The 22800-nt window shown below is 46.5% G+C and carries 18 protein-coding genes; 12 read left to right on the top strand and 6 right to left on the bottom strand.

From position 1 onward, the window contains the following. Positions 1-72: 72 nt before the first annotated feature. Positions 73-1020, top strand: a complete 948-nt coding sequence (locus tag DI392_RS01520) for a chemotaxis protein CheV (protein ID WP_109318140.1) — start codon at positions 73-75, stop codon at positions 1018-1020. A 14-nt stretch (positions 1021-1034) separates the two neighbouring features. On the opposite strand, the gene DI392_RS01515 is transcribed toward DI392_RS01520, so the two are convergent. From DI392_RS01515 to DI392_RS01500, 4 genes are all read right to left on the bottom strand, one after another. Continuing rightward, on the bottom strand, positions 1035-4124 hold the full coding sequence (locus DI392_RS01515) for an error-prone DNA polymerase (RefSeq protein ID WP_109318139.1): 3090 nt from the start codon (positions 4122-4124) through the stop codon (positions 1035-1037). Further along, positions 4108-5505 carry a Y-family DNA polymerase gene (locus DI392_RS01510; protein WP_109318138.1) on the bottom strand — a complete coding sequence of 466 codons (1398 nt, stop codon included), beginning with the start codon at positions 5503-5505 and terminating at the stop codon, positions 4108-4110. Before DI392_RS01510 ends, DI392_RS01515 begins: the two co-directional genes overlap by 17 nt. Further along, positions 5502-6188, bottom strand: coding sequence for a translesion DNA synthesis-associated protein ImuA (gene imuA, locus DI392_RS01505; RefSeq protein ID WP_109318137.1), 687 nt, complete (start codon positions 6186-6188; stop codon positions 5502-5504). Before imuA ends, DI392_RS01510 begins: the two co-directional genes overlap by 4 nt. 64 nt (positions 6189-6252) lie before the next feature. Next, entirely contained in the window at positions 6253-7026 is a 774-nt protein-coding gene (locus DI392_RS01500; protein WP_109318136.1) for a YciK family oxidoreductase, read from the bottom strand. A 295-nt stretch (positions 7027-7321) separates the two neighbouring features. On the opposite strand from DI392_RS01500, the gene sohB reads away from it, so the two are divergent. The 8 genes from sohB to DI392_RS01460 all read left to right on the top strand — a co-directional run bounded on the left by sohB (position 7322) and on the right by DI392_RS01460 (position 16018). After that, positions 7322-8383: a protease SohB gene (sohB, locus tag DI392_RS01495; RefSeq protein WP_109318135.1), complete on the top strand. Its 1062-nt coding sequence runs from the start codon at positions 7322-7324 to the stop codon at positions 8381-8383. A gap of 81 nt (positions 8384-8464) precedes the next feature. Continuing rightward, a complete protein-coding gene (gene cmk, locus DI392_RS01490) occupies positions 8465-9145 on the top strand; it encodes a (d)CMP kinase (RefSeq protein ID WP_109318134.1) in 681 nt (226 codons plus the stop codon). A gap of 99 nt (positions 9146-9244) precedes the next feature. Then, positions 9245-10915 carry a 30S ribosomal protein S1 gene (gene rpsA, locus DI392_RS01485; RefSeq protein ID WP_109318133.1) on the top strand — a complete coding sequence of 557 codons (1671 nt, stop codon included), beginning with the start codon at positions 9245-9247 and terminating at the stop codon, positions 10913-10915. A gap of 105 nt (positions 10916-11020) precedes the next feature. Beyond that, positions 11021-11305, top strand: a complete 285-nt coding sequence (gene ihfB, locus DI392_RS01480) for an integration host factor subunit beta (protein WP_109318132.1) — start codon at positions 11021-11023, stop codon at positions 11303-11305. 211 nt (positions 11306-11516) lie between these two features. Then, a complete protein-coding gene (locus DI392_RS01475; RefSeq protein ID WP_109318131.1) occupies positions 11517-11798 on the top strand; it encodes a LapA family protein in 282 nt (93 codons plus the stop codon). Positions 11799-11825: 27 nt separating this feature from the next. Beyond that, positions 11826-12995 (top strand): lipopolysaccharide assembly protein LapB, encoded by a 1170-nt coding sequence (gene lapB / locus DI392_RS01470; protein ID WP_109318130.1) that lies wholly within the window; start codon positions 11826-11828, stop codon positions 12993-12995. 70 nt (positions 12996-13065) lie between these two features. Then, positions 13066-13758: an orotidine-5'-phosphate decarboxylase gene (gene pyrF, locus DI392_RS01465; protein ID WP_109318129.1), complete on the top strand. Its 693-nt coding sequence runs from the start codon at positions 13066-13068 to the stop codon at positions 13756-13758. 325 nt (positions 13759-14083) lie between these two features. After that, positions 14084-16018 (top strand): putative bifunctional diguanylate cyclase/phosphodiesterase, encoded by a 1935-nt coding sequence (locus DI392_RS01460; RefSeq protein ID WP_181388341.1) that lies wholly within the window; start codon positions 14084-14086, stop codon positions 16016-16018. 49 nt (positions 16019-16067) lie between these two features. Here the strand turns inward: DI392_RS01460 and DI392_RS01455 are convergent, their stop codons facing one another. Further along, entirely contained in the window at positions 16068-17045 is a 978-nt protein-coding gene (locus DI392_RS01455; RefSeq protein WP_109318127.1) for an SLAC1 anion channel family protein, read from the bottom strand. Between the two features lie 107 nt (positions 17046-17152). Beyond that, positions 17153-19756 (bottom strand): glycoside hydrolase family 3 protein, encoded by a 2604-nt coding sequence (locus DI392_RS01450; protein WP_109318126.1) that lies wholly within the window; start codon positions 19754-19756, stop codon positions 17153-17155. Between the two features lie 372 nt (positions 19757-20128). Here DI392_RS01450 and DI392_RS01445 point away from each other — a divergent pair, with 372 nt between their 5' ends. From DI392_RS01445 to DI392_RS01435, 3 genes are all read left to right on the top strand, one after another. Beyond that, positions 20129-21160 (top strand): acyltransferase, encoded by a 1032-nt coding sequence (locus DI392_RS01445; protein ID WP_109318125.1) that lies wholly within the window; start codon positions 20129-20131, stop codon positions 21158-21160. 163 nt (positions 21161-21323) lie between these two features. After that, a complete protein-coding gene (locus DI392_RS01440) occupies positions 21324-22043 on the top strand; it encodes a carbonic anhydrase (RefSeq protein WP_109318124.1) in 720 nt (239 codons plus the stop codon). Positions 22044-22501: 458 nt separating this feature from the next. Beyond that, complete coding sequence (locus DI392_RS01435; RefSeq protein WP_109318123.1) at positions 22502-22747, top strand: HP1242/YdcH family protein; 246 nt, start codon at positions 22502-22504, stop codon at positions 22745-22747. The last annotated feature ends 53 nt before the right edge of the window (positions 22748-22800 follow it).

The following is a 22800-nucleotide window of genomic DNA, read 5'->3' as shown; positions in this document are numbered from 1 at the left end:
TACCCCTAGTGAGCTCTGAATCGATAAGTTAGACTAGTCAGGAATTATATTTGTAGCGTTGCGAGAAGCCGTATGTCTGGAGTATTAAGTACCGTTGATCAAAGAACCAACCTTGTGGGTGAGAACAGGCTGGAATTGCTGTTATTCAAAATGAATAGCAGACAACTCTTTGCAATCAATGTCTTTAAGGTTAAGGAAGTCATCAAGGTTCCGCCACTGACTAAAATGCCGGGCTCGCATTATACAGTCTGTGGTGTCGCATCGCTTAGAGGTGAGTCGGTTCCGGTTATTGATTTGAGGGCCGCTATAGGCTTTCCTCCTGCCAGAGAAGAGGCCGAACAGAACCTGATTGTGACGGAATATAACCGTACCGTGCAGGGGTTTCTTGTTGGTCAGGTAATGAATATTGTTAATACGGCCTGGACAGAGATCATGCCGCCACCGCAAACGGCCGGGCGGAGTAATTATCTGACGGCGATTACTCACTATGAGGATGAAGGCCAGAAGAAGATTGTCGAAATTATCGACGTCGAGAAAGTGCTTGCAGAAATCGTCGATTATGACACCAGTATTTCTGAAGGAGTGCTTGAAGAGGATATTGTTAATGAATTCGCCGGCCGCAATGTACTTGTTGTTGATGATTCTTCAACGGCACGTTCTCAGATAAGAGAGACTCTTGAGCAACTGGGTATCAATATTATTGAATGCAGGGATGGCCTTCAGGCATTGAATTTGCTGAAAAAGTGGTGTGATGAAGGCAAAGATATAGCTAACGAGTTGTTAATGCTGGTGACTGATGCGGAGATGCCTGAGATGGATGGGTATCGTCTGACGCATGAAATACGTAACGATCCCCGTATGGACACACTGTTTGTTATATTAAACACGTCTTTAAGCGGCAGTTTTAACGAAGCTATGGTCAAAAAAGTGGGATGTGACCGCTTTATCTCCAAGTTCCAGCCTGATTTATTAGTCGGCGTGGCTCAGGAGCGACTGAAAGAAGTGCTGAATCGATCTTAGGCCGCCGTCATTACCTAGTGAAAATCCCGGGATTTTGCCTGCAATCCGGACAGGGCACCGCTCAGATCAGTCAGTTTACCGGCAATGACGTGAGTGACTTGTCCGTCATGTTCCAGAGTCCCTTTCACTTCTAAAATCCGGGCATTGAGATAGGCTTGTTTCTGTGCCTGAGCGGTACCACTCCACACGACGACACTGATATTGCCGGTATCGTCCTCCAGAGTAAAGAAGGTGACGCCCGATGCTGTCATGGGAGATTGCCTGCCAGTAACAACGCCAGAGACCGTTACCAGAGACTTATCCGGTTTGCTGAGCAGATCTTTTTGTCGGGTAAACGGTTTTAGCATACCGGCTTCATCCAGAAGAGTAATAGGGTGTTTGTGCAGTGACAGGCCGGTAGCCGCATAATCTTCGATAACGCTTTCTGCTTCACTTATTTGGTAGTGGAATGATCCCTGCTCATTATGTTCAGATGCATGTTTAAATAAAGGCAGCTCATCCAGAGAATCCATTAGGTTCCAGCGTGCAGCATAGCGGTCACCGGATAACACATTCAGGGCTCCGGCTGAAGCCAGGGCTTGTAAATCCGGCTGGCGTAAACCCAGTCGCTTTAATTCTGTCGTGTGGGAAAATCCCTGTTCTGGCCGCTGCTGCTCTATTTTGTGAACAGCTTTAGCGGACAGCCCTTTAATGAGTCTGAGTCCAAGGCGTATGGCCATTTGTTCGTTATTCCGGACAAGCTGATGATCATTGATGGAGTGATTTATACAGGCCGGTAACACCGTGATATGGTGTTTTCTGGCATCCTGTACTAACTGAGACGGGCTGTAGAATCCCATAGGCTGACTGTTCAGCAAGGCGACGTAAAAAGCATGCGGATAATGGTATTTCAGCCAGGCAGAACAATAGGCCAGTACGGCAAAAGAAGCCGAATGACTTTCCGGGAAGCCATACTCACCAAAGCCGCATATCTGCGCAAAGAGCCGTTCAGCAAATTCCTGTGTGTACCCGCGCTCCAGCATGCCGTTGACGAGCCTGGGTTTGAATTTATCTACATTACCATTTTTCTTCCACGCAGCCATTGCTCTGCGTAACTGATCGGCTTCGCCACCGGAAAAACCGGCTGCGACCATGGCCAACTTAATCACTTGCTCCTGAAATATAGGTACGCCCCGGGTTCGGGAAAGGATTTCGCGGACGGCTTCTGACGGATAGGTTTCCTTCTCCAGACCTTGTCTGCGTTTCAGGAAGGGGTGAACCATATCACCCTGGATAGGCCCGGGACGGACAATCGCAATTTGGATGACCAGATCGTAATAGGTCTCCGGCCGGAGCCGGGGCAACATACTCATCTGTGCCCGGGATTCTATCTGAAATACACCGATAGTATCGGCATGCTGAATCATGTTGTAAACATGCCGATCATCCTGCATGCGAGTGATATCTGCAATGGTCAGTTTTTGCTGGTGGTGTTGTTCTATCAGGCTGAAACACTTCCGGATAGCACTGAGCATACCTAATGCCAGCACGTCCACTTTAAGCAGCCCGAGACTTTCCAAATCGTCTTTGTCCCATTGGATGACGGTACGCTCCGGCATAGTGGCATTTTCCACCGGAACCAGTTCATGCAGCGGACCAGAGGAAATGACAAACCCACCCACATGCTGAGAAAGGTGACGGGGAAAGCGCTGAATTTCTTCGACCAGTTGGATAAAGTGCTGACTTTTTTTCGATTCAGGATCTAATCCGAGCTGGCCCAGTTGTGTCTGCCAGCCCTGATGACGGTCATACCGGCTGATGTTTTTGATGAAAAATTCCAACTGTGTTTCTTCCAGGCCCAGAGCCTTTCCTACATCCCGTACTGCACTTTTAAACCGGTAACAGATCACGGTGGCAGCCAGAGCGGCACGATTACGCCCATATTTACGGTAGATGTACTGGATGATTTCTTCGCGTCGTTCATGCTCAAAATCAACGTCAATATCAGGTGGTTCTTTTCTCTCTTTGCTGATGAAGCGTTCAAACAGGACGGAAATCTGTCTGGGATCGACAGAGGTGATTTTCAGGCAATAACAGACCACCGAATTTGCTGCTGAGCCACGCCCCTGATACAGAATGCCCTGTTGCTCTGCAAACATGACCAGATCGTGGATAGTCAGAAAAAAATACGGAAAATTCATGGACTCAATCAGGTCCAGTTCTTTATTAATTGTTTTTTCAATATCGGCAGGTACCCCTTCAGGGAAGCGTTGCTGTTTACCCTGATTGACCAGCTTCCGTAAGTACCCCATGGGGGTATTGTCTGGGGGAACCAGTTCGGACGGGTATTCATACTGAAGTTCATCCATGCTGAATGTGCACCTCCCGGCAATCTGAACACTTTCTGCCAGCCATTCGGCCTTAAATATCTTTGCCAGTTTATCTGTCGGCCGGAGGCTACGCTCTGCATTACTGAGTAACCGGCTTTTCGTTTTGTCTATTGTGGTGTGGTGGCGGATAGCGGTTAACGTATGCTGAAGGGGAAGCCGGGAATCGTGGTGCATCAGTACCCCGCCACAGGCGGTAATCGGTATCTGTAAACGGTGTGATAACTGTTCACAATGGCTCAGGTACTCTTTGTCATTGTCCCGAAGATGGCGCTGAATACCGATCCACAGCCGGTGTTTATGGTGCTTAAGCAGCCAGTCTCCCCAGAATGCATCGGTCGGTTTATGTGCCGGCAGCCAGATAACCAGACATGACTGCAGTGACATCAGATCCCACTCGGACAGGTTATAGCTGCCTTTTTCCGCCCGTCGTCGGGCGTTGGTAATGATGCGGCAAAGTTCCGCATAGGCTTTCCGGTCCGGGCTGAGCAGAACAATCTGGCATTCGGAGTTTAGCCGGAACAGGCTGCCCACTATCAGCTTTACCTTCAGGTTATGTTCACGTATCACCGTATGCGCCCGAACGACACCGGCAACAGAACACTCGTCAGTAATGGCGAGTGCGGAGTAGCGCAGGAAACTGGCCTGAGTCACCAGCTCTTCCGGGTGGGAGGCACCAGTCAGAAATGAAAAGTTACTCTGGCAAAAGAGTTCGGCGTAGTTAACTGAACAGGCCATGGATAAACCATTTTTGGTTGTGATCCCTGAAGACCCATAGCCAGCGCCCGGTCCGGGTTCTGCCGACATAATAATCGCGTATCACTTCCTCGTTATCCCACCAGCCGGAGACCAGCCGTTCCGGACCCCTGAGGATGGTTATGCTCTGTTTGAGGCGTTCAGGCTCTGGAAGCAGCAGACTGGGTCTGAGCGGTCGTGAATGTTGAATGGTTTTATTGCATCCACCGCTTAACGGCGGACAAAGCTGACTGGTTTTCTCCGGCCGTGGATCGTCGGTCAGCATTATGCTGCTAACGGCCTCTTTTCCCAGTTTCGCCTGCAGTAATGACACGAGTTCTGGCGGCGATAAGCTGCGGGTTTCACCATCAAAGACATCACTGGTATCCGCCTGACGCGGACCGGTCTGGCTGGCGGTGAGGGTGATTGCAATCAGAGGAGCCTGCAGTGTTACGGACTCTAGTGTGAGCTTGCTGAGCTGAAGCCACTTATCAGCGCGATACTCTCCTCTGGCTGAGGTTAATGTTATCTGCTGGGGTTCAACGGATCTCTGATGTAAGGTCAGTATCAGTTCATAGACCACTTTGTCCCGGGCGTAGAAAAAAGGTTCCAACTGAAGTAATAGTTTATAGAGCGGTTTTTCCAACCGTTGCAGAGTATCCATTTCAAATAGCAGCTCCAGAAAGCGGGTAAACTGTTCTGGAGGAGAATAAAATTCGACCGGCTGTCTGAACCGACCGGTGAGTTGCCCGGTATAGTTGACCAGATCGATATCAAACCGTCGTGCAATCTCATGGGTATTTAGCGCCAGCAGGCCCTCAAGGTGTCGTATCCCTATTCGGTGCAGTTTCTCCATGGTATCAGGGGCGATGTCGGTGGCAGTAATAGGATACTGAAGCAGTTGACTCTGAATTTCCTGCTCATCAATACAGAGCTGATCACTGGCATTACGGGCCATCAGCCGGGCCGCTTGTGGGGTATAAGCGGTGGCAAAATGATAACGAACCTCCAATCGGTCAAGCTGATCCTTTATCCGGTCCCAATAGGTGGGAAGATTATGGTACAGAGCCAACATACCGGTCACTTTAAGCAGCAGTCCTGAGGGAGGAAACAGAGCGATATCAGAAGTGATCATATAGAGAAACTGTGCAATCTCGTGCAGCTTTTCGGTCTCTTTGTCCGGGTGATAAGCGTGAACCTGCAGTTGTGCACACAGAGAGGCTGCACTGCCCAGACCGGTCCCCGGACACACACCTTTCTGAATCGCGCTCTGGCTGGCCTGAATAACGCTTCCGTGATCAACAATGCAGGCCGGGTGTTCAGTGTCAGAACAGAGCGAGTCCAGTTGGAGGTGGGGAAAATGCAGATACAGCCAGAGTGTCATGCTTCTCTCCTGCGGCTGCTCTGCACCGGTGGCCGGTGGTTGTGACAGGGAGATGGTATGGTCAGGCCGGGCCATTGCCGGCTCATATCTAGCATCAGTTCACTTTGAATCCATCCGCCTTTGCGTTTAGCAATTGAGATATGTAATCCCTGTTTTTCCGGGGTAAACGTCAAAGTGAGAGAAACGGGCAGCGTCAGCGAATGGGTTTTCCGGGTATGAAAGTAAAAATGCAGCGCATTTCCGGCCTCACTGGCGACCTGGAGTCTTTTTGCCTGATGGATTTCCAGTGTTGGAGACCAGAGCAGAACGCTACTGCAGCAGCCACTTTTCAGGCACTGTTCGGCAGCCCATAGGGCCTGGGTTTCTTTTCGGGGACGCATAAAAAGAACATTATCTAGATCCAGTCCGTGTGCCTGCAGGTAGTCACTGTTCAGATAACCCGGAGGGTTGATAAAAGCGGTCAGGCGTTTGTGTCCTGCTTTGTGCAGGCAAGGGGTCAGCAGGCGCAATTCACCAATGGCTGTCGGAGTACATATCTCTGTGACGCCTCTTGCCGGAAACCCGCCACCCAGCTGTTTGTCCAGTTCAGGATACCCGGAGGAAATGGTACTGGCACTACTTTGCTGTTGAGAGCCAGGCCAGAGCAGGTGTTGCTGCTGAAGTAATTCAATAACATTGGACATAAAAATATACCGCACAAATAACCTGTATATTTGTACAGTATATTTAATTTCAGGAAAGGTGCAATTATTTTGGTTGGGCGTCGATGCACTGCCCGTTTACGTCCTCACTTTCTTCAGACATCAGATAAAGATATAACGGCATGATATCCAGGGGCGTTTTTATTGTATTTGGATCTTCTTCTGGTTTGGCTTTTGCCCGCATATTGGTTCGGGTTGCGCCCGGGTTAATGGCATTAACGCGAATTCGGGTTTCTTTCAGCTCATCGGCCAGAACCTGCATCATACCCTCGGTCGCAAATTTAGAGATAGCATATCCTCCCCATAAAGCCCGGCCAATATGACCGACAGTAGATGAGGTAAATATAATTCTGCCGTTATTTGACGTGTGCAGCAGAGGCAGAAGGGACTGGGTCAACATCAGCTGAGCTTTGACATTAACCTGAATGAGCTCATCAAAGACGTTTTCTGCTATCTCTTCGAACGGAACAATGCCACCTAACTGGCCAGCACTGTGTAGCAGGCCGTCCAGTCCGTTGTATTCCTCTTCTATTTTCCGGGTAACGTTATGGTAGTCGCGACGGGTAGCTTCCAGCATATCCAGTGTGCATAGCATCGGCTTCGGATAACCATTTTTCTCTATTATTTCAGCGACCTGCTCCAGCTTTGATTTTGTCCGACTGAGGAGGACCAGTTTCGCACCGTATTCAGCAAATGTAATGGCTGCCTGTTTACCGATACCATCACCGGCTCCGGTAACCAGAATAACTTTATCTTTCAGCGCTTGTTCCGGAACAAAATAAAGTGGGTTTTGTTGTTTTTGTTGTTGATTCTGCGTCATTGGCTTATTCCTGATGATTTTGTTGTGTTGCCAGGGGGTGTGCATAATAGGGGGCTCGACGTAGCCTGACGGATTATGTTTCATTGTAATTACAATGCGAAGCATAACGCTTCTGTTGCCCGGTATTCAAACGGCAATGCCTTTTTGGTGAAAAAAGACAAAAAAACCAAAGAAATTACCGATAAGAAGCCGAAATCTAAAGGAAATATAATGACAGGATGATTTTCATGACAGGATAGTTACAATAGGGGCCAGTTATCAACATGTCCTGATAATCTCAGCTGAGGATAAAGTATTGGAATTTATATATGAGTATGGCTTATTTCTGGCCAAAATCGCGACCTTTGTCGTTGCAGTTATTGCTGTTTTAATTGTGGTGAAATCAGCTGGTGGCAAGCATGGCAGTGCTAAAGGTGAGCTGGAAATTACCAATCTGACAGAAAGGCATAAAGGTAATGTGGAACTGATGGAGCATCATCTGCATGATCAAACGTACTTAAAGGCGCGTGATAAGGCTGAGAAAAAAGCAGAGAAAGAAAAATCCAAAGCCCGTGAAAAAACGGTGAAGAAGGCGGTTAAAGAAGGGGCCCTGGAAGAAAGTCGTGAGCCACATCTGTTTGTGCTGGATTTTAACGGCAGCATTGACGCAAAAGAAGTGATGTCCTTACGTGAAGAAGTGACGGCCATCCTGGCAGTTGCGAAAGAAGGCGATGAAGTATTGTTACGTCTTGAGTCGGGAGGTGGCATGGTGCATGGCTATGGTCTGGCCGCGTCTCAGCTGGATCGTATTAAAAATGCCGGTATTCCTCTGACGATTTCGGTTGATAAAGTTGCAGCCAGTGGCGGCTATATGATGGCGTGTATCGCGGATAAACTGGTTTCAGCACCGTTTGCGATTGTCGGTTCGATCGGTGTAATAGCCCAGTTGCCGAACTTTAATAAGCTGCTTAAAAGGCATGACATTGAGTTTGAACAGCTGACCGCAGGTGAATATAAACGGACTCTGACCATGTTCGGAGAGAATACGGAAAAAGCCCGCGATAAATTTAAGCAGGAGCTGGAAGAAACTCATGTACTGTTTAAAGACTTTATTCGTGAGCATCGTCCGGCGCTGGAGTTGGAAAAAGTGGCCACCGGAGAGCATTGGTTTGGCACTCAGGCTCTGGATCTTGGATTGGTGGATGAAATCAAAACCTCTGACGATATTGTGGTCGAGGCATGTAAAGATAGAGCTGTCCTTTCTATCCGTTATGTTCAGAAGAAAAAACTGGCTGATCGCATTTCAGGTGTGGCGGGTGATGCTGCAGATAACGTTCTGATGAAATGGATATCAAGAGGCCAAAGACCGATTGTTTAACGTCTTATTTCCCCCTATAATATGCCGCCGACAAAAGCAGGCTGTATTTATCCTGCCGTAAACGAGAATTTGGAGTAATCGATGTCCTCTCAAACACCGGTGATCACCGTTGATGGCCCTAGTGGTGCAGGTAAAGGCACACTGTGTATGTTACTGGCAGAGAAGCTGGGTTTTCATTTACTTGACTCTGGCGCTATTTATCGGGTGCTCGCACTTGCTGCGATTCATCATGGCGTCGATACTGAATCAGAGGATGCGCTGGTGCCGCTGGCCACCCATCTGGATGTGCAATTTATTGCCGAAGGCGATCTGGTAAAGGTCATTCTGGAAGGTGAAGATGTTTCCGGAGAACTGCGTAAAGAAGAAACCGGGAACGCCGCCTCAAAAGTAGCGGCATTGCCAAGAGTGCGTGAAGCATTACTACGTCGTCAGCGAGCTTTCAGTGCAGAGCCTGGGCTGGTGGCTGACGGGCGCGACATGGGAACAGTAGTTTTTCCTGAAGCGCAGGCAAAAATATTCCTGGATGCAACGGCTGAAGAAAGAGCAAATAGACGCCTTAAGCAGTTGCAAGATAAGGGGTTAGATGTTAGATTTGACCACCTTTTAAGCGAGATCCAAGAACGAGACGACAGAGACCGCAACCGTGCTGTTGCTCCTTTACGTCCGGCGGATGATGCTTTAGTTCTTGATTCTACGTCATTTTCTATTGACGAAGTGTTGAATCAGGCACTGGAATATATTGAATCTAAATTGTCTCTGTAAGAGGCAATAGGAGGTCGGTCCCATGGATGATGACTGGCTATTTTATCAACCCCACGAGGTAGGATGCCCGTGGAAGTTTAATTATTGAAGATTAAATTAATGACTGAATCTTTTGCTCAACTCTTTGAAGAGTCTCTAAACGAACTAGAATTCCGCCAAGGTACTATTGTTAAAGGTACTGTTGTAGCTATCGAGAACGGTTTCGTTCTTGTTGACGCTGGCCTTAAGTCTGAGTCTGCTATCCCGGCAGAACAATTCAAGAACGCTGCTGGCGAACTTGAAGTTGAAGTAGGTACAGAAGTTGACGTAGCTCTTGACGCGGTTGAAGATGGTTTCGGTGAAACTCAACTTTCTCGTGAGAAAGCTAAGCGTCACGAAGCGTGGATCGTACTAGAGAAAGCATACGAAGAAGCTGAAACTGTTGTTGGTATCATCAACGGTAAAGTGAAGGGCGGTTTCACTGTTGAACTAAACGGTATCCGTGCATTCCTTCCTGGTTCTCTGGTTGACGTACGTCCAATCCGTGACACTGCTCACCTAGAAAACAAAGAGCTAGAGTTCAAAGTAATCAAGCTTGACCAGAAGCGTAACAACGTAGTTGTTTCTCGTCGTGCAGTTATCGAATCTGAAAACAGCGTTGAGCGTGAAGAGCTTCTTGAAACTCTACAAGAAGGCAGCGAAGTTAAAGGTATCGTTAAGAACCTTACTGACTACGGTGCATTCGTTGACCTTGGCGGCGTAGACGGCCTGCTGCACATCACTGATATGGCTTGGAAGCGTGTTAAGCACCCATCTGAGATCGTAAACGTAGGTGATGAAATCCTGGTTAAAGTTCTTAAGTTCGATCGTGAGCGTACTCGTGTATCACTAGGTCTTAAGCAACTTGGCGAAGATCCATGGGTAGCTATCGCTCAGCGTTACCCAGAAGGTCACAAGCTGACTGGTCGTGTAACTAACCTGACTGATTACGGCTGCTTCGTTGAAATCGAAGAAGGCGTTGAAGGTCTGGTACACGTTTCAGAAATGGACTGGACTAACAAGAACATCCACCCATCTAAAGTGGTTAACGTTGGCGACGAAGCTGAAGTTATGGTTCTTGAAATCGACGAAGAACGTCGTCGTATTTCTCTGGGTCTGAAGCAGTGTAAAGCTAACCCATGGCAGTCATTCGCTGAAGCTCAGGCTAAAGGCGATAAAGTAACTGGTAAGATCAAGTCTATCACTGACTTCGGTATCTTTATCGGTCTTGAAGGCGGCATCGATGGTCTTGTTCACCTGTCTGACATCTCTTGGAACGTTCCAGGTGAAGAAGCTGTACGTGAATACAAGAAAGGCGACGAAATCTCAGCTGTTGTTCTTGCAGTAGATGCAGATCGTGAGCGTATTTCTCTTGGCGTTAAGCAAATGGAAAACGACCCGTTCAATGCATTCATCGCTGACAACAAGAAAGGTACTCTTGTAAACGGTACTGTAACTGCAGTAGACGCGAAAGGTGCTACAATTGAGATTGCTGAAGGTGTTGAAGGCTACATCCGTGCATCTGAAGTATCACGTGACCGTATCGAAGACGCATCTCTTATCCTGAACGCTGGCGACAGTGTTGAAGCGAAATTTACTGGTGTTGACCGTAAGAACCGCGTAATCAACCTGTCTATCAAAGCGAAAGACGAAGCTGAAGAGCAAGAAGCAATGGCTTCACTGAACAAGCAAGATGAAGGCGCGTTCGGTAATGCTATGGCTGACGCATTCAAAGCTGCTAAAGGTGAGTAATTGCGCTAAAGGCGAGTAATTGCTGGAAAAATTGTAAAAAGGAGCCGCATGGCTCCTTTTTTTTTGCTATGCTCACCTTGATAAGAACAAATAACGAGGGAAACTATGACTAAGTCTGAATTGATTGAAAGACTCTGTGCTGAACAAACACACCTTTCTGCAAAAGAAATTGAAGATGCAGTCAAGGATATCTTAGAACATATGGCATCAACACTTGAAGATGGTGACCGCATCGAGATTCGTGGCTTTGGTAGTTTCTCATTGCATTACCGTGAGCCGAGAGTTGGACGTAATCCAAAAACGGGTGATAAAGTGGAATTAGAAGGTAAATACGTTCCCCACTTTAAGCCTGGTAAGGAACTACGTGAAAGAGTGGATATTTACAGCTAATCTGCCAATATTCTGCTGATAGTTTATCTGTCAGGTTGATTGTTCAAATCGACAGGGTTTTAGCACAAAAAAGCGGCACCTATCGTGGTGCCGCTTTTTTATGAGCGGAATCTGTGCATTGAGCATGGTGTGTCGCTTTAAATTACTGCATAATCTCTGGATGCTGAAAGATAACATGCCCCAGCCATTCGATTATTTAGGAGCGTAGTCTGTGAAAATTATAAAAACAGTTCTTATTATTGCACTATTTCTAGTTGCATTGGCACTTGGAGCCCAGAACCAAGAAGTGGTTGCTTTTAACTACTTAATCGCCAAAGGTGAATTTCATTTATCTACATTACTGGGTGTTGTGTTTGTATCCGGATTTATTCTTGCCTGGCTGATTTTCGGTAGTATGCACCTGAAATCAAAACTGGTTATCCGCCGATTAAATAAAGATCTGAACAAATTCAAAAAGCAGAGCGGGGAAACCTTGCCGGCTGAAAAAGCGTAAGGAAGAGGACGTATAGCAGGTCTTTAGATGCTCGAATTACTCTTTCTGCTGCTCCCTGTCGCTGCAGCCTATGGCTGGTATATGGGTAACCGTAGCGCCCGGGAAGATAAGCAGGAACAGTCTCACCAGATTTCACGTCAATACGTAACCGGCCTGAACCTGTTACTGTCTGAACAGTCGGATAAAGCAGTTGACCTCTTTATTGAGCTGCTGCAGGTTGACGATGAAACCATAGATACTCACCTTGCTCTGGGTAACCTTTTTCGTTCCCGGGGGGAGGTTGATCGCGCCATTCGTATTCACCAGAACCTGATTTCCCGATCAGGGCTGACGGTGGATCAAAAAAATATCGCACTACAACAACTGGCTAAAGATTATATGGTCTCCGGATTTCTTGATCGCGCTGAGAAAATTTTTGAACAGCTGGTCGATGAGCCCGAGCATCAGGAGGCCGCTTTAGTACAGTTGGTTTCCATTTATCAACAGACAAAAGAATGGAATAAAGCCATCGAGTATGCTTCTGTTCTGGCCAGAAAAGGCCGCAAGAAGATGCGGGCCAATATCAGCCATTTTTTATGTGAGCTGGCGTTGCAGGAGGCCGGTGAGGGTAATACATCTAAAGCTATTTCTTACCTGAAACGGGCGTTGAATGAAGATCCTAAGTGTGTTCGTGCCAGCCTCGCTCTGGGGAGAATTTATCTTGAAGGTGAAGATTACCAAAGCACAATAAAATACATGGAAATGGTGCTGGAGCAGGATATCGACTTTATCAGTGAAGCTCTGCCGGATTTAGCCGACTGTTACTATCATTTAGGGCAGGAAGAGCGGCTACTGGAATTTCTCCGTGCCTGTATTGATAAGAATACCGGTGCTTCAGCAGAGTTAATGCTGACCCAGTTGGTCGCCAAACATGATGGTATCGCAGCCGCACAGACTTTACTGACCCGACAGTTGCTTAAGAATCCAACCATGAAAGGCTTTTACCGCCTCATGGATTACCATGTCGCGGAAGCGGAAGAAGGACGGGCAAAAGAAAGCCTGAATACGTTAAGAGCCATGGTGGGAGAGCAACTTAAAGTGAAGCCGCATTACCGGTGTCGGAATTGTGGTTTTTCTACGCATTCCCTCTACTGGCACTGTCCGTCCTGTAAAGGGTGGGGAACCATTAAGCCTATTCGTGGACTGGATGGGGAATAACGGCAGCCACACCCGGTTTGAGGCAATTTTTTACATCAATCGTTGTATACAAATATAGTTAGGAGACAAAATGATCGACCAGAAAGTGATCGTAGCATTAGATTATGATAAGCAGCAGGATGCTCTGGCCTTTGTCGATAAGATCGATCCCGCTTCCTGTCGCCTGAAAGTGGGCAAGGAGATGTTTACACTGTTTGGTCCGGATTTTGTCCGTGAACTGCATAAACGAGGCTTTTCTGTTTTTCTTGACCTGAAATTTCATGATATCCCGAACACCTGTTCTAAAGCCGTACGTGCGGCGGCAGAGCTGGGCGTCTGGATGGTGAATGTACACGCCAGTGGTGGTGAGAGAATGATGACGGCATCACGCGAAATACTGGAGCCTTATGGCAGTGATCGTCCGTTGCTGATTGGCGTCACGGTTCTGACCAGTATGGAGCAGTCTGACCTGGCCGGAATCGGCCTGGATTTGCCGCCTCAGGAGCAGGTTATGCGTCTGGCACATCTGACAAAAAACAGTGGCCTTGATGGTGTGGTGTGTTCGGCTCAGGAAGCTTCTATGCTGAAATCTGAGCTTGGTCAGGCGTTTAAGCTGGTCACTCCGGGGATTCGTCCGGCAGGAAGCGCTGTAGGCGATCAAAAACGTATTATGACGCCAGCAGAGGCCATTTCAGCAGGGTCTGATTATCTGGTTATCGGCCGTCCGATTACTCAGGCTGACAATCCATCTGCGGTTCTGGAGCAGATTAACCGTTCTCTCTGACAGAAAATAGCGCATTGATAACCCAAGGGGAGCGATCATTCACTATGACGCTCCCCTTGTTGCATTTATTATGATACGTCTTGAGTATTTGACATGATTTTCACATTTATTCATAAAACAGTGGATAAAGTTCACGTACCGCAAATTATGAACATATACTATAAGTTAATAGGATCAATACGTCCAAGGGTGCTCCCTAGTATAGATTGATAAAAAAGATGGTTTGATTCAGTTGGTAAGCAGGTTTTTGATGTGGGAGGCGAGTGTGGCAGCTCGGCGGCTTTATTTTTTTTCTGTAATCATGGCTGCGCTATTGGTTACTGTCATGATGTTTTTATTCTTTCAGGGGAACCATTTACTGGAAGAAAGAAGACCGGTACTTGAAGCTATCGGAAAAGTGAAGCTCTATACAACATCTGCTCACTTAAGCTTTGAAGAAATTTCTGGCGGTGACAAATCGGAGTCAATTGACGGTGTCTGGAGTAACCTTACTCTGGCAGACTGGTATTGTCTGGCGCTCCTCTATGGCGGTAAGAATGAGGCAGGGGACTTTTTACCTGTACAGGATGAGAGTGCAAGAGCCAACATCCGGGAAATACGTGAATTATTACAAACGTTTAAGAGTGAAACGACGGTGCGTTATAACAATCTCCGCCGTACCAGACCCGGCTCCAAAGCTGATAATGAGTCAGATAAAACCTTCCGCCAACTGATTCTGCTGGCAAATGAAGTCGAAACTCTAGAGAGAAACCGTTTTAATGCCGGAACAGTCAGGTATCGCTATACCTGGATATTCCTGATGAGCTTTAGCACATTTATGGCCTTATGTGCCAGCTACTTTCTCTACCGGAAAGAAAAAGATAAAACCCGTTTGGTCACTTCCCTCAACCTTGCGAAATATTCGATTGAAGAAAAAAATAAGGAGCTGAAAAAGCGGGCTCATTATGACGCGTTAACCGGGTTGCCAAACCGAGTCTTATTTGTTGACCGCCTTGAGCAGGTCATTCTTCATGCCATGAGGTCAGATCTTTCTGCTGCGGTACTTTTTATTGATCTGGACCGCTTTAAATCGATCAATGACAGCTATGGTCATCATAAAGGTGATTTGCTGCTACAAACCGTGGCGAACCGAATTTGTCAGTGCATTCGGGAATCAGATACGGCTGCCAGAATCAGTGGTGATGAGTTTATGGTGGTGCTGAGTAATCTGTCGAGTGTCACCCAGGCGATGAAAGCGGCAAATAAAGTAGCGAAAGAGTTAATTGAATCTTTGGCTGAATCCTATCAGCTAGGCGAGGTAACCGCTGATATTTCTGCCAGTATCGGTGTTGCGTTGTATCCGAATGACAGCACGAACTGTGATGAACTTATCCGCTATGCTGACAGTGCCATGTACTATGCAAAGACCTTGGGTAAAAATAACTTCCAGTTCTATTCCAGAGAGCTTCACCAGCAGTCTATGAAACAGATGGAAATAGAGAGAGACCTGAAAGATGCCGTCAGATATGATCAGTTTGAGCTTCATTTTCAGCCAATATGGAATCTTGATAACCACAAAATTAAAGGTGTTGAGGTACTAACCCGTTGGGCTCATCCCAGTTATGGCTTGATTTATCCCGATGAGTTCATTCCCATTGCGGAGAACTGCGGATTGATACAGCGCCTGGATGCGATGGTGACCAGAAAAGCACTGAAACAACTGAAGGAGTGGCAGGAAAAAGGGCTGAGTGTCGGGACGATTGGCATTAACATCTCGTCAGCCTGCTTTCGTCGTTGTAACTTTTTTACTGACATCAGGAAAGTGATCGTTCAGTCCGACGTTGATCCTTTATTAATTGAGTTAGAGCTGAAAGAATCGCTATTGGTGGAGCATGATAACTTTGCACATCAGCTATTTGCTGACTTGAAAGGGCTTGGGGTACGTATTGCGCTGGATGGCTTTGGTACGGGCTACTCTTCCATGTCATACCTGAAAGATTTCCGTTTTGATACTCTGAAAATTGATCATCATTTTATTGCTGACTATACCAGGAACGAAGCATCGGCAATTGTATTAAAAAATATACTGACGCTAGGACAAGAGCTTGGGCTTGATGTTGTTGCAGAGGGAATAGAAACCGAAACACAAGTGAATAACCTTAAGGCAATGGGCTGCCACACCGGACAAGGCTATCTGTTAAGCCGCCCTCTCGATAAGGATGCTTTAGAGCAACTTCTCAACCATAAAACGGGGAATGTGGTGACTTTTGATCGAGCGTAAATACTGCTGATTAATAGGCTCCCCTGCAGGCGCAGGGGATATGATACTCTTAATCCGGCAGGCAAATTTGCTTGCGAATGATTGCCTTTAGTGTTTTTACAGTTAGCCAGACAAGTAATACAGATACCAGAGTCAGCAGAACGAATTTCAGTGAATAGAAGAATGTGCCTGAAATTAGCCCGTCCATCTTAGCTGTTGCAATAGTAAGAGCCGCAACCGGGAATGAATAAGCCCATGAAGAGATAAAAAACGGTACCCTCATAAAGCGGATGATGTTGGAGAAAAGAAGGATGCCTAAAAATAGTCCAATGTAGTACAGCACCCGGGCAAAGACATCAATGCCCCCAATTAGGTTGGTATAAGAGACAAACCCCACCGAAGGCGGTGCCAGAAGTATAAACAACATTGGTGTTAATCGTGCTGGTAACGGCTCATGAAAGAATAAGCGGTACATTACAATCGTCAGCAGTATTACCCAGAAAACAATACCAATACTGAAAAAGAACCAACTGACTTCTGTATAGCCAAGATGGGAGCCGGTAATTGGTACAATGATATTACCTACCACTGGAATAAACCAACTAGGATTAGCGTGGGCAAGCGTGTAGTGAGTGTGATGTATCCAGCTGCTCATTACATAAATAGTGAGTGCCAGCTGGATGGTTGAGCCAACCATCCACAGTCCCTGAGAAATAACCGTAAAATGCTCCCAGACAATCGATAACAACAACAGACTGATAGAAAAGGCAGGAAAAAAGTTAAGTCGGATTGGATGGCGAGCTTCTCCCAGAACCTCCTGTGGGTGTTTTATTGTTTTAGCGATATAGAAAAGAGTAACAATACACATAGCCACAGAGGAAAGAGTGCCCAGATAAAGATGTCCATCCGGCAGTATGCCTTGTCCTGCGGCTTTCCAGGCCAGAGTCAGCCCACTTAACCCCATTACCGTAGCGAAAAAAGAAATAGGGAAGTGAACCAGTCTAGGTTCAACTTCCACTTGAGTATTCAGATGAGAGTTGTCATTCATCAAACTATGGATCCTTAGTGTTAATATTAGTTTTTACTTATATTAAACGTTATAACATATCAATGCAATGAGTCTGACATACCTTATATCCAAAAGGTATATTGTATTTAATCCGGTAGGGCTAACCGAATATTGCCTATAACTATATGTAAATTTCCGGAGGTATAAAGGACAAATGGAGTGTCTGTGAGGCGACAGTTGACCCCTGCCTGTTCCAATTCCGCCATAGAGATGGATATCTCTCCCCATGTGTTTGGAGTTATATTTTGAAGTTGCTTAGTAATATTGATGGCGGCAGCCGTTTCAGGCGATGAGTTTTGGGCGACATAGTCAATACCTGCACTTAGTGTTACCGGGCTGTCTGGCACTTGTATGATTTTAACCGCAAAGCTAAGGATGCCATCATTATCTAAATACAGACTGAGGTCGTCGGCCTCTTCATCGCTAGTGTGCAGATACAAAGCAGTGTTCGCTTCCTGAAACTCAACCTCTACCGCGTCCTGCTGAAGTTGGTAATTATACGGAGTTGTTTTAAACCAATCAGTTTGTATCGGGTTATTACGTGAAACATCAAAGTATTCATGGGTGGTCAGGTGGCAAGCAGAGAGCTGATAATCTCCAATTGTCGCACGAACACCATATAGTTCAATGATGCTGTTTCCAGCTTCATCTGACGCGTCATCACTCGGAAGGTTATTCAGATCTTGTGATGAGGTGAGCGAGTGATAACTCAGACCATAGCCGTAAGGGAACAGTGGTGCATGCTCGCCGTCAGGAGATTGCTCAGATTCCGGAAGTTGATAACCCGGTATATGGGGCGGGATCCGGTTAACCGCGACAGATCGTTTTTTGTTAGGCCAGCTAAATGAAAGCTTGCCTCTGAAATCATAGCGTGGCTGTGCATTTTCATCACCGATAATGACATCGGTGATCCCTTGGCCTTCTGTTCCAGGAAGAAAGGCTGCAACAAAAGCATCGGAACGGGAAATCTCGTCATTCAGGTACAATGGACGACCGGAGAAAAATATGGCCACGACTTTTATCCCTTTCGCCTGTAATTGGGCTATTTTACCGGCGTCTTTGCGATAACTACGTTTGAGAGAAGAGAACTCCAGAGTTTGCCATGTCTTGATATCTCCCATCATTTCTGAATAAGGGGCCTCTCCGAAAGCAACGATAGCGACATCAACGACATCTTTTACCACGTCTAAGTCAGACGTCAGATCCGGATCAAATAAAAGGTTTTGTGTGCCCAATTCTTTGCCTAAGGCATCTTTTAGAGTGCATGAGCCTGGAAAGTCCTCCCAGGTATTTTCATCCCCTTGCCAGGTGAGATTCCAGCCACCACATTGTTTTTGAATGTTATCTGCCGCACTGCCAGTGAGTAACAGTTTTGTGGTATTCGCTAAAGGTAGAATATTGTGGTTATTTTTTAGCAGAACCAGCGATTTCCTGACCGCTTCCCGTGCAACTTCCCGGTGCTTGTCTGCTCCGACGAGAGCATTGTTGCCTCCTAGGATCCGTTTTGAAGGACAAGGCTTACTCCACAGTCCGGCCCGCATCTTGACTCTTAAGATCCGGGTAACGGCATCGTCAATGCGCGCCATAGGTATCTGACCACTTTCGATATCTTTTATGGTCTGTCTATAGACCTCTATCCAGTGTTCCCGTACCGGTACCATTAACACATCATTTCCGGCATTTATTGCGTAGGTCGCATTCCCGTCGCTACACTTACTCACTTCAGAATGTCCGTGCCAGTCCGTCACGACGATACCATCAAAGCCCATCGTCTGTTTCAGTACATCGGTAATCAGATAGCGGCTACCATGAATTTTACCGTTATAGGTTGTTTGTCCTTCTGGCATATAATCGGGGTGATGATCGTAATTGGCTGGATCCGCCCAACTGTTGAAGGACGACATCACCACCTGGGCACCGGCATTCAGCCCGCTGAAGTACCCCATGGCGTGAATGTTTCTTAATAAATCCTCACTGTATTGGTTGGTTCCTCGATCGACACCATCGTCAGTACCCCCGTCGCCAACCCAGTGTTTTACGTTAGAAATCACTTTTTGATCCGACCTCAGTGTCTGACTATTACCCTGAAGGCCTCTAACCATAGCGGCAGCATACTGATAAGTAATTTCCGGGTCTTCAGAATAGCCTTCGTACGTGCGTCCCCAGCGTAGGTTTCTTGGTGCAGCAACCGTTGGGGCGAAGGTCCAGTCAAGACCTGTGGCGCAGACCTCCCGGGCGGTGACTTCGCCAATTCGATAAATCAGCTCAGGGTCTCTGGCCGCGCCGAGACCAATGTTATGCGGGAAAATGGTTGCTCCAAACACGTTGTTATGTCCGTGAACGGCATCGGTTGCCCAGATAAACGGAATCCGGAATGGCCGGTTCTCAAAAGCTTCTTCGGTTGCATACCAGAATTCATCGGCTTTTTGGGCCCACTCTTGCGCACTGGCGTGTTTGTTTTCGTTTGGCCAGGTCCCCCCGCCATTCAAAATGGATCCTAGCCTGTACTGCTTAACTTCCTCCGGCGTCACATCACGCAGATTAGGTTGGATCATCTGTCCCACTTTCTCTTTGGTTGTCATCAGAGCAACAATCCGGGCGACTTTTTTTTCTATGGCAGGATCGGCAGGAATTGCTGAATGAATCTTTGGCCACTCGGAAAAGTAGGGCGTGCTGTGGTCGTTTGTCATAGTGTCCCTCTGAAGAATCTGTTGATGTTTTATTCTCAGGTGGCTTCAAGACGCAGCTCTGGATTTAGCTTCTTGAGGCTACAAGAGGATATCTGATTACAGAGTATAGAGACTTATTGACAGCCAGAAGACAGAAGCATATGAATAATTTGAATATTGTCTTATTCCTTTTTCCTCTATCACCGCTTTTTTTATGTGTTTTTAAGGTAAGAACGCCTGTGTAACAGCCGCGTAACGCCATTAAGGTGCCGGTTACAATTTGATACGGAGATGGCTCTCAGATTAACAATTCTTAATCTGTTCACCAGTTGATATAAAGCTTCTCCAACGTAAGCTTAGCAGCTCATATTAATATCAATACGGGAGACGTGGATGACAACGGGTCACTCTCAAAAAATAGCGAGTATGGAGTTAGGGCGTATTATTTCTATGTTCGTTATTATCCTCTTACACAACCAGGTGCTGACTCAGGCACCGATCATTGATGGTACGCCATGGCTAGGATATATCATCAATCAAATGACAAGGTTTGCCGTACCTTTCTTCTTTATTTTGTCAGGTTATCTGATTCAGCCCAAGCTGGCGGCTGATCCACTCAAGACCCTGAAAAATTACAGCTTGCCATTACTGAAACTATGGATTGTCTGGAGCCTTATCAGCTTACTTATGCCGTTTAACTGGGAAGTATTGATGACGCAAGGTTATATGGCAGAACGTTCGGGCTACTGGGGCTGGTTGTGGCAAAACCCGGTTAACAGCTTTATGGAGGGAGGGTTGGTTCACCTTTGGTTCTTGCCCGGACTGATCTGTGCTGTGGCGATCATTGCTCTGTTTGTCAGGTTCAATCTTACAGTGTGGTTACCTGTGGTGGCTCTGTCTCTGTATATTTATGGGCTGATGGGAGGAAGTTATGGGACGCTTACAGAGGTATGGACACCTTTCTTTACCCGTAATGGTCCGTTTTTCAGCACGCTCATGGTGTGGCTCGGGTTTGAGTTACGTCGCAAAGAGATATGTTTTTCTTTCGGCACCGCTGTTGGGGTTGCGTTACTTGGTGTGCTGCTACATTTCGCTGAAGCTACCTGGTTATTTGGTCATGATGTCGTATTTAACATTCATGACTTCCTTGCGGGTACCACACTGTGGGGGGTAGGCGTGTTCATGATGCTGCTGCAAAAGCCTCATTGGGGTGATCATCCGGTTATATATAAGCTGGGAGCGATGATTCTTGGGATTTATGTCGCGCATCTGCCGGTTGCTATTGTTTTCCACAATCTGGCCGGAATGTTTGGCCTGGAAACCTATGTCAGAGATATTTTCCTGGTTGCAGGCACCATTATCGGTACGCTGGTGTTTATGTCGGGGGTAGCGGCGACGCCTTTGAGAAAAGTCCTGCTGCGTTAATATTGTTTATTTTTTATATATCCGACAAGGGTGTATGAGAAATGCCAACAGAAGACATCAGTTAAGTCCGTTGTTTTTATGTGGTTTTTGCAAAACTATGACACCGGCCGCAAAAATATGTTCTATGTTGCGGCCGTCAATCATAATAAGCAAGGATAACTACATGAAAAAATTACTATTAGCATCAGTGTTGGCAGGGTGTGTATCCGTATCGGTACAGGCATCTGACTGGGGTTATGGTGAGCACCACGGTCCGGATTCGTGGGGAGAGGTATCGGTAATATGTGCACAAGGTAAAAACCAAAGTCCGATTGATGTCACCAATGCTGTTAAGGCAAATCTGGAGGCGCTATCTGTTTCTTATAACGGTGACGTGGTTGCTTTGACGAATAACGGGCATAGCCTGCAAGCTAATGTAACCGGAAAAAATGAGCTGACTATTGATGGTGTTGTATTTGAGCTGAAGCAGTTCCACTTTCACACACCGTCTGAAAACCTGATTCAGGGTAAACAGTACCCATTGGAAGCACACTTTGTTCATGCAGATAAACAAGGCAACCTCGCGGTTGTTTCTGTTATGTATGAAATGAAAGAGGAAAACAAAGAACTTGCACAGCTAAGCTCAGTGTTGCCAGAAGAAGGTGATACAGAACAGTTGGCTAAGTCTTTCCCGGTTGCTGATATGCTGCCATCAACAGGCAGTTACTACCGTTTCAATGGCTCTCTGACGACTCCACCGTGCACTGAGGGGGTTCGCTGGTTTGTTCTGGAAGAGACTCAATCCCTGTCTTCTGCACAAGAACAAAAACTAAATAAAGTGATGGGTAACAACAACCGTCCTGTGCAAGCCCTGAATGCTCGTAAGGTTATAGTTAACAAGTAAGATATGTACTAAAAAGGACTGCATTTGCAGTCCTTATTGCTTCTCTATTTTTGAATATTTTCTATTTCTTTTCGGAAGTGGCTTCTTTGTGATAGTCCTTCCAGAACTGGTTTCGGCAGCGTTTTAGCTGTGCTTTTCTGGTTCGTTTAATCATAATTGATATCTCTTTTCTGTAGGCTTGTTTAATACAGCCAAAGTTATTATCTCATCACGTTATGGGTTTCATCCTATCAACAGCCTTTCATTTGTAAAGTGCTTAGGGTCACAAATTAACCTAAATTTCATATTCGAACTCATAATGAGCAAGCTTTATGCTTTCTATGAGTCTGGTTGAATACATTCAACAATCAGTAAAAATGTGACCTGCTTCGGTGATTGAATACCATGTTGAATACAGAGAAGTGAATCCCTGTACTAAGCTTTAGCTGAATGGCCAATAACGTTAACGGAGATGACCAATGATAGAGCACCACAGCCTGGATCATGACTTTCCTGAGTTAGCGGAAACAGTTCGTCAGTGCATGGGCAGCGATGATGAATTCCGCAACAAAAATGATGAATATAACCAGATAGACAGGGAGCTGTACAATTTAGAACGAAATGGCGTGCCTACTTCTGATGACGAGTTTATGTCGCTTAAAGCAAAAAGAGCCGAAATGAAAGACTGGCTGTATCAGAGGTTAGTTCAGTTCAGAAGCAAATAGCATCTCATTTACCAGACTATGTCTGGTCATAATGGAAAAGAATCCTGTTCGTT

This window comes from Vibrio albus, assembly GCF_003144035.1.
GTDB classification, from domain to species: Bacteria; Pseudomonadota; Gammaproteobacteria; order Enterobacterales; family Vibrionaceae; genus Vibrio; species Vibrio albus.
This window is presented reverse-complemented; position numbering and strand designations above follow the sequence as displayed.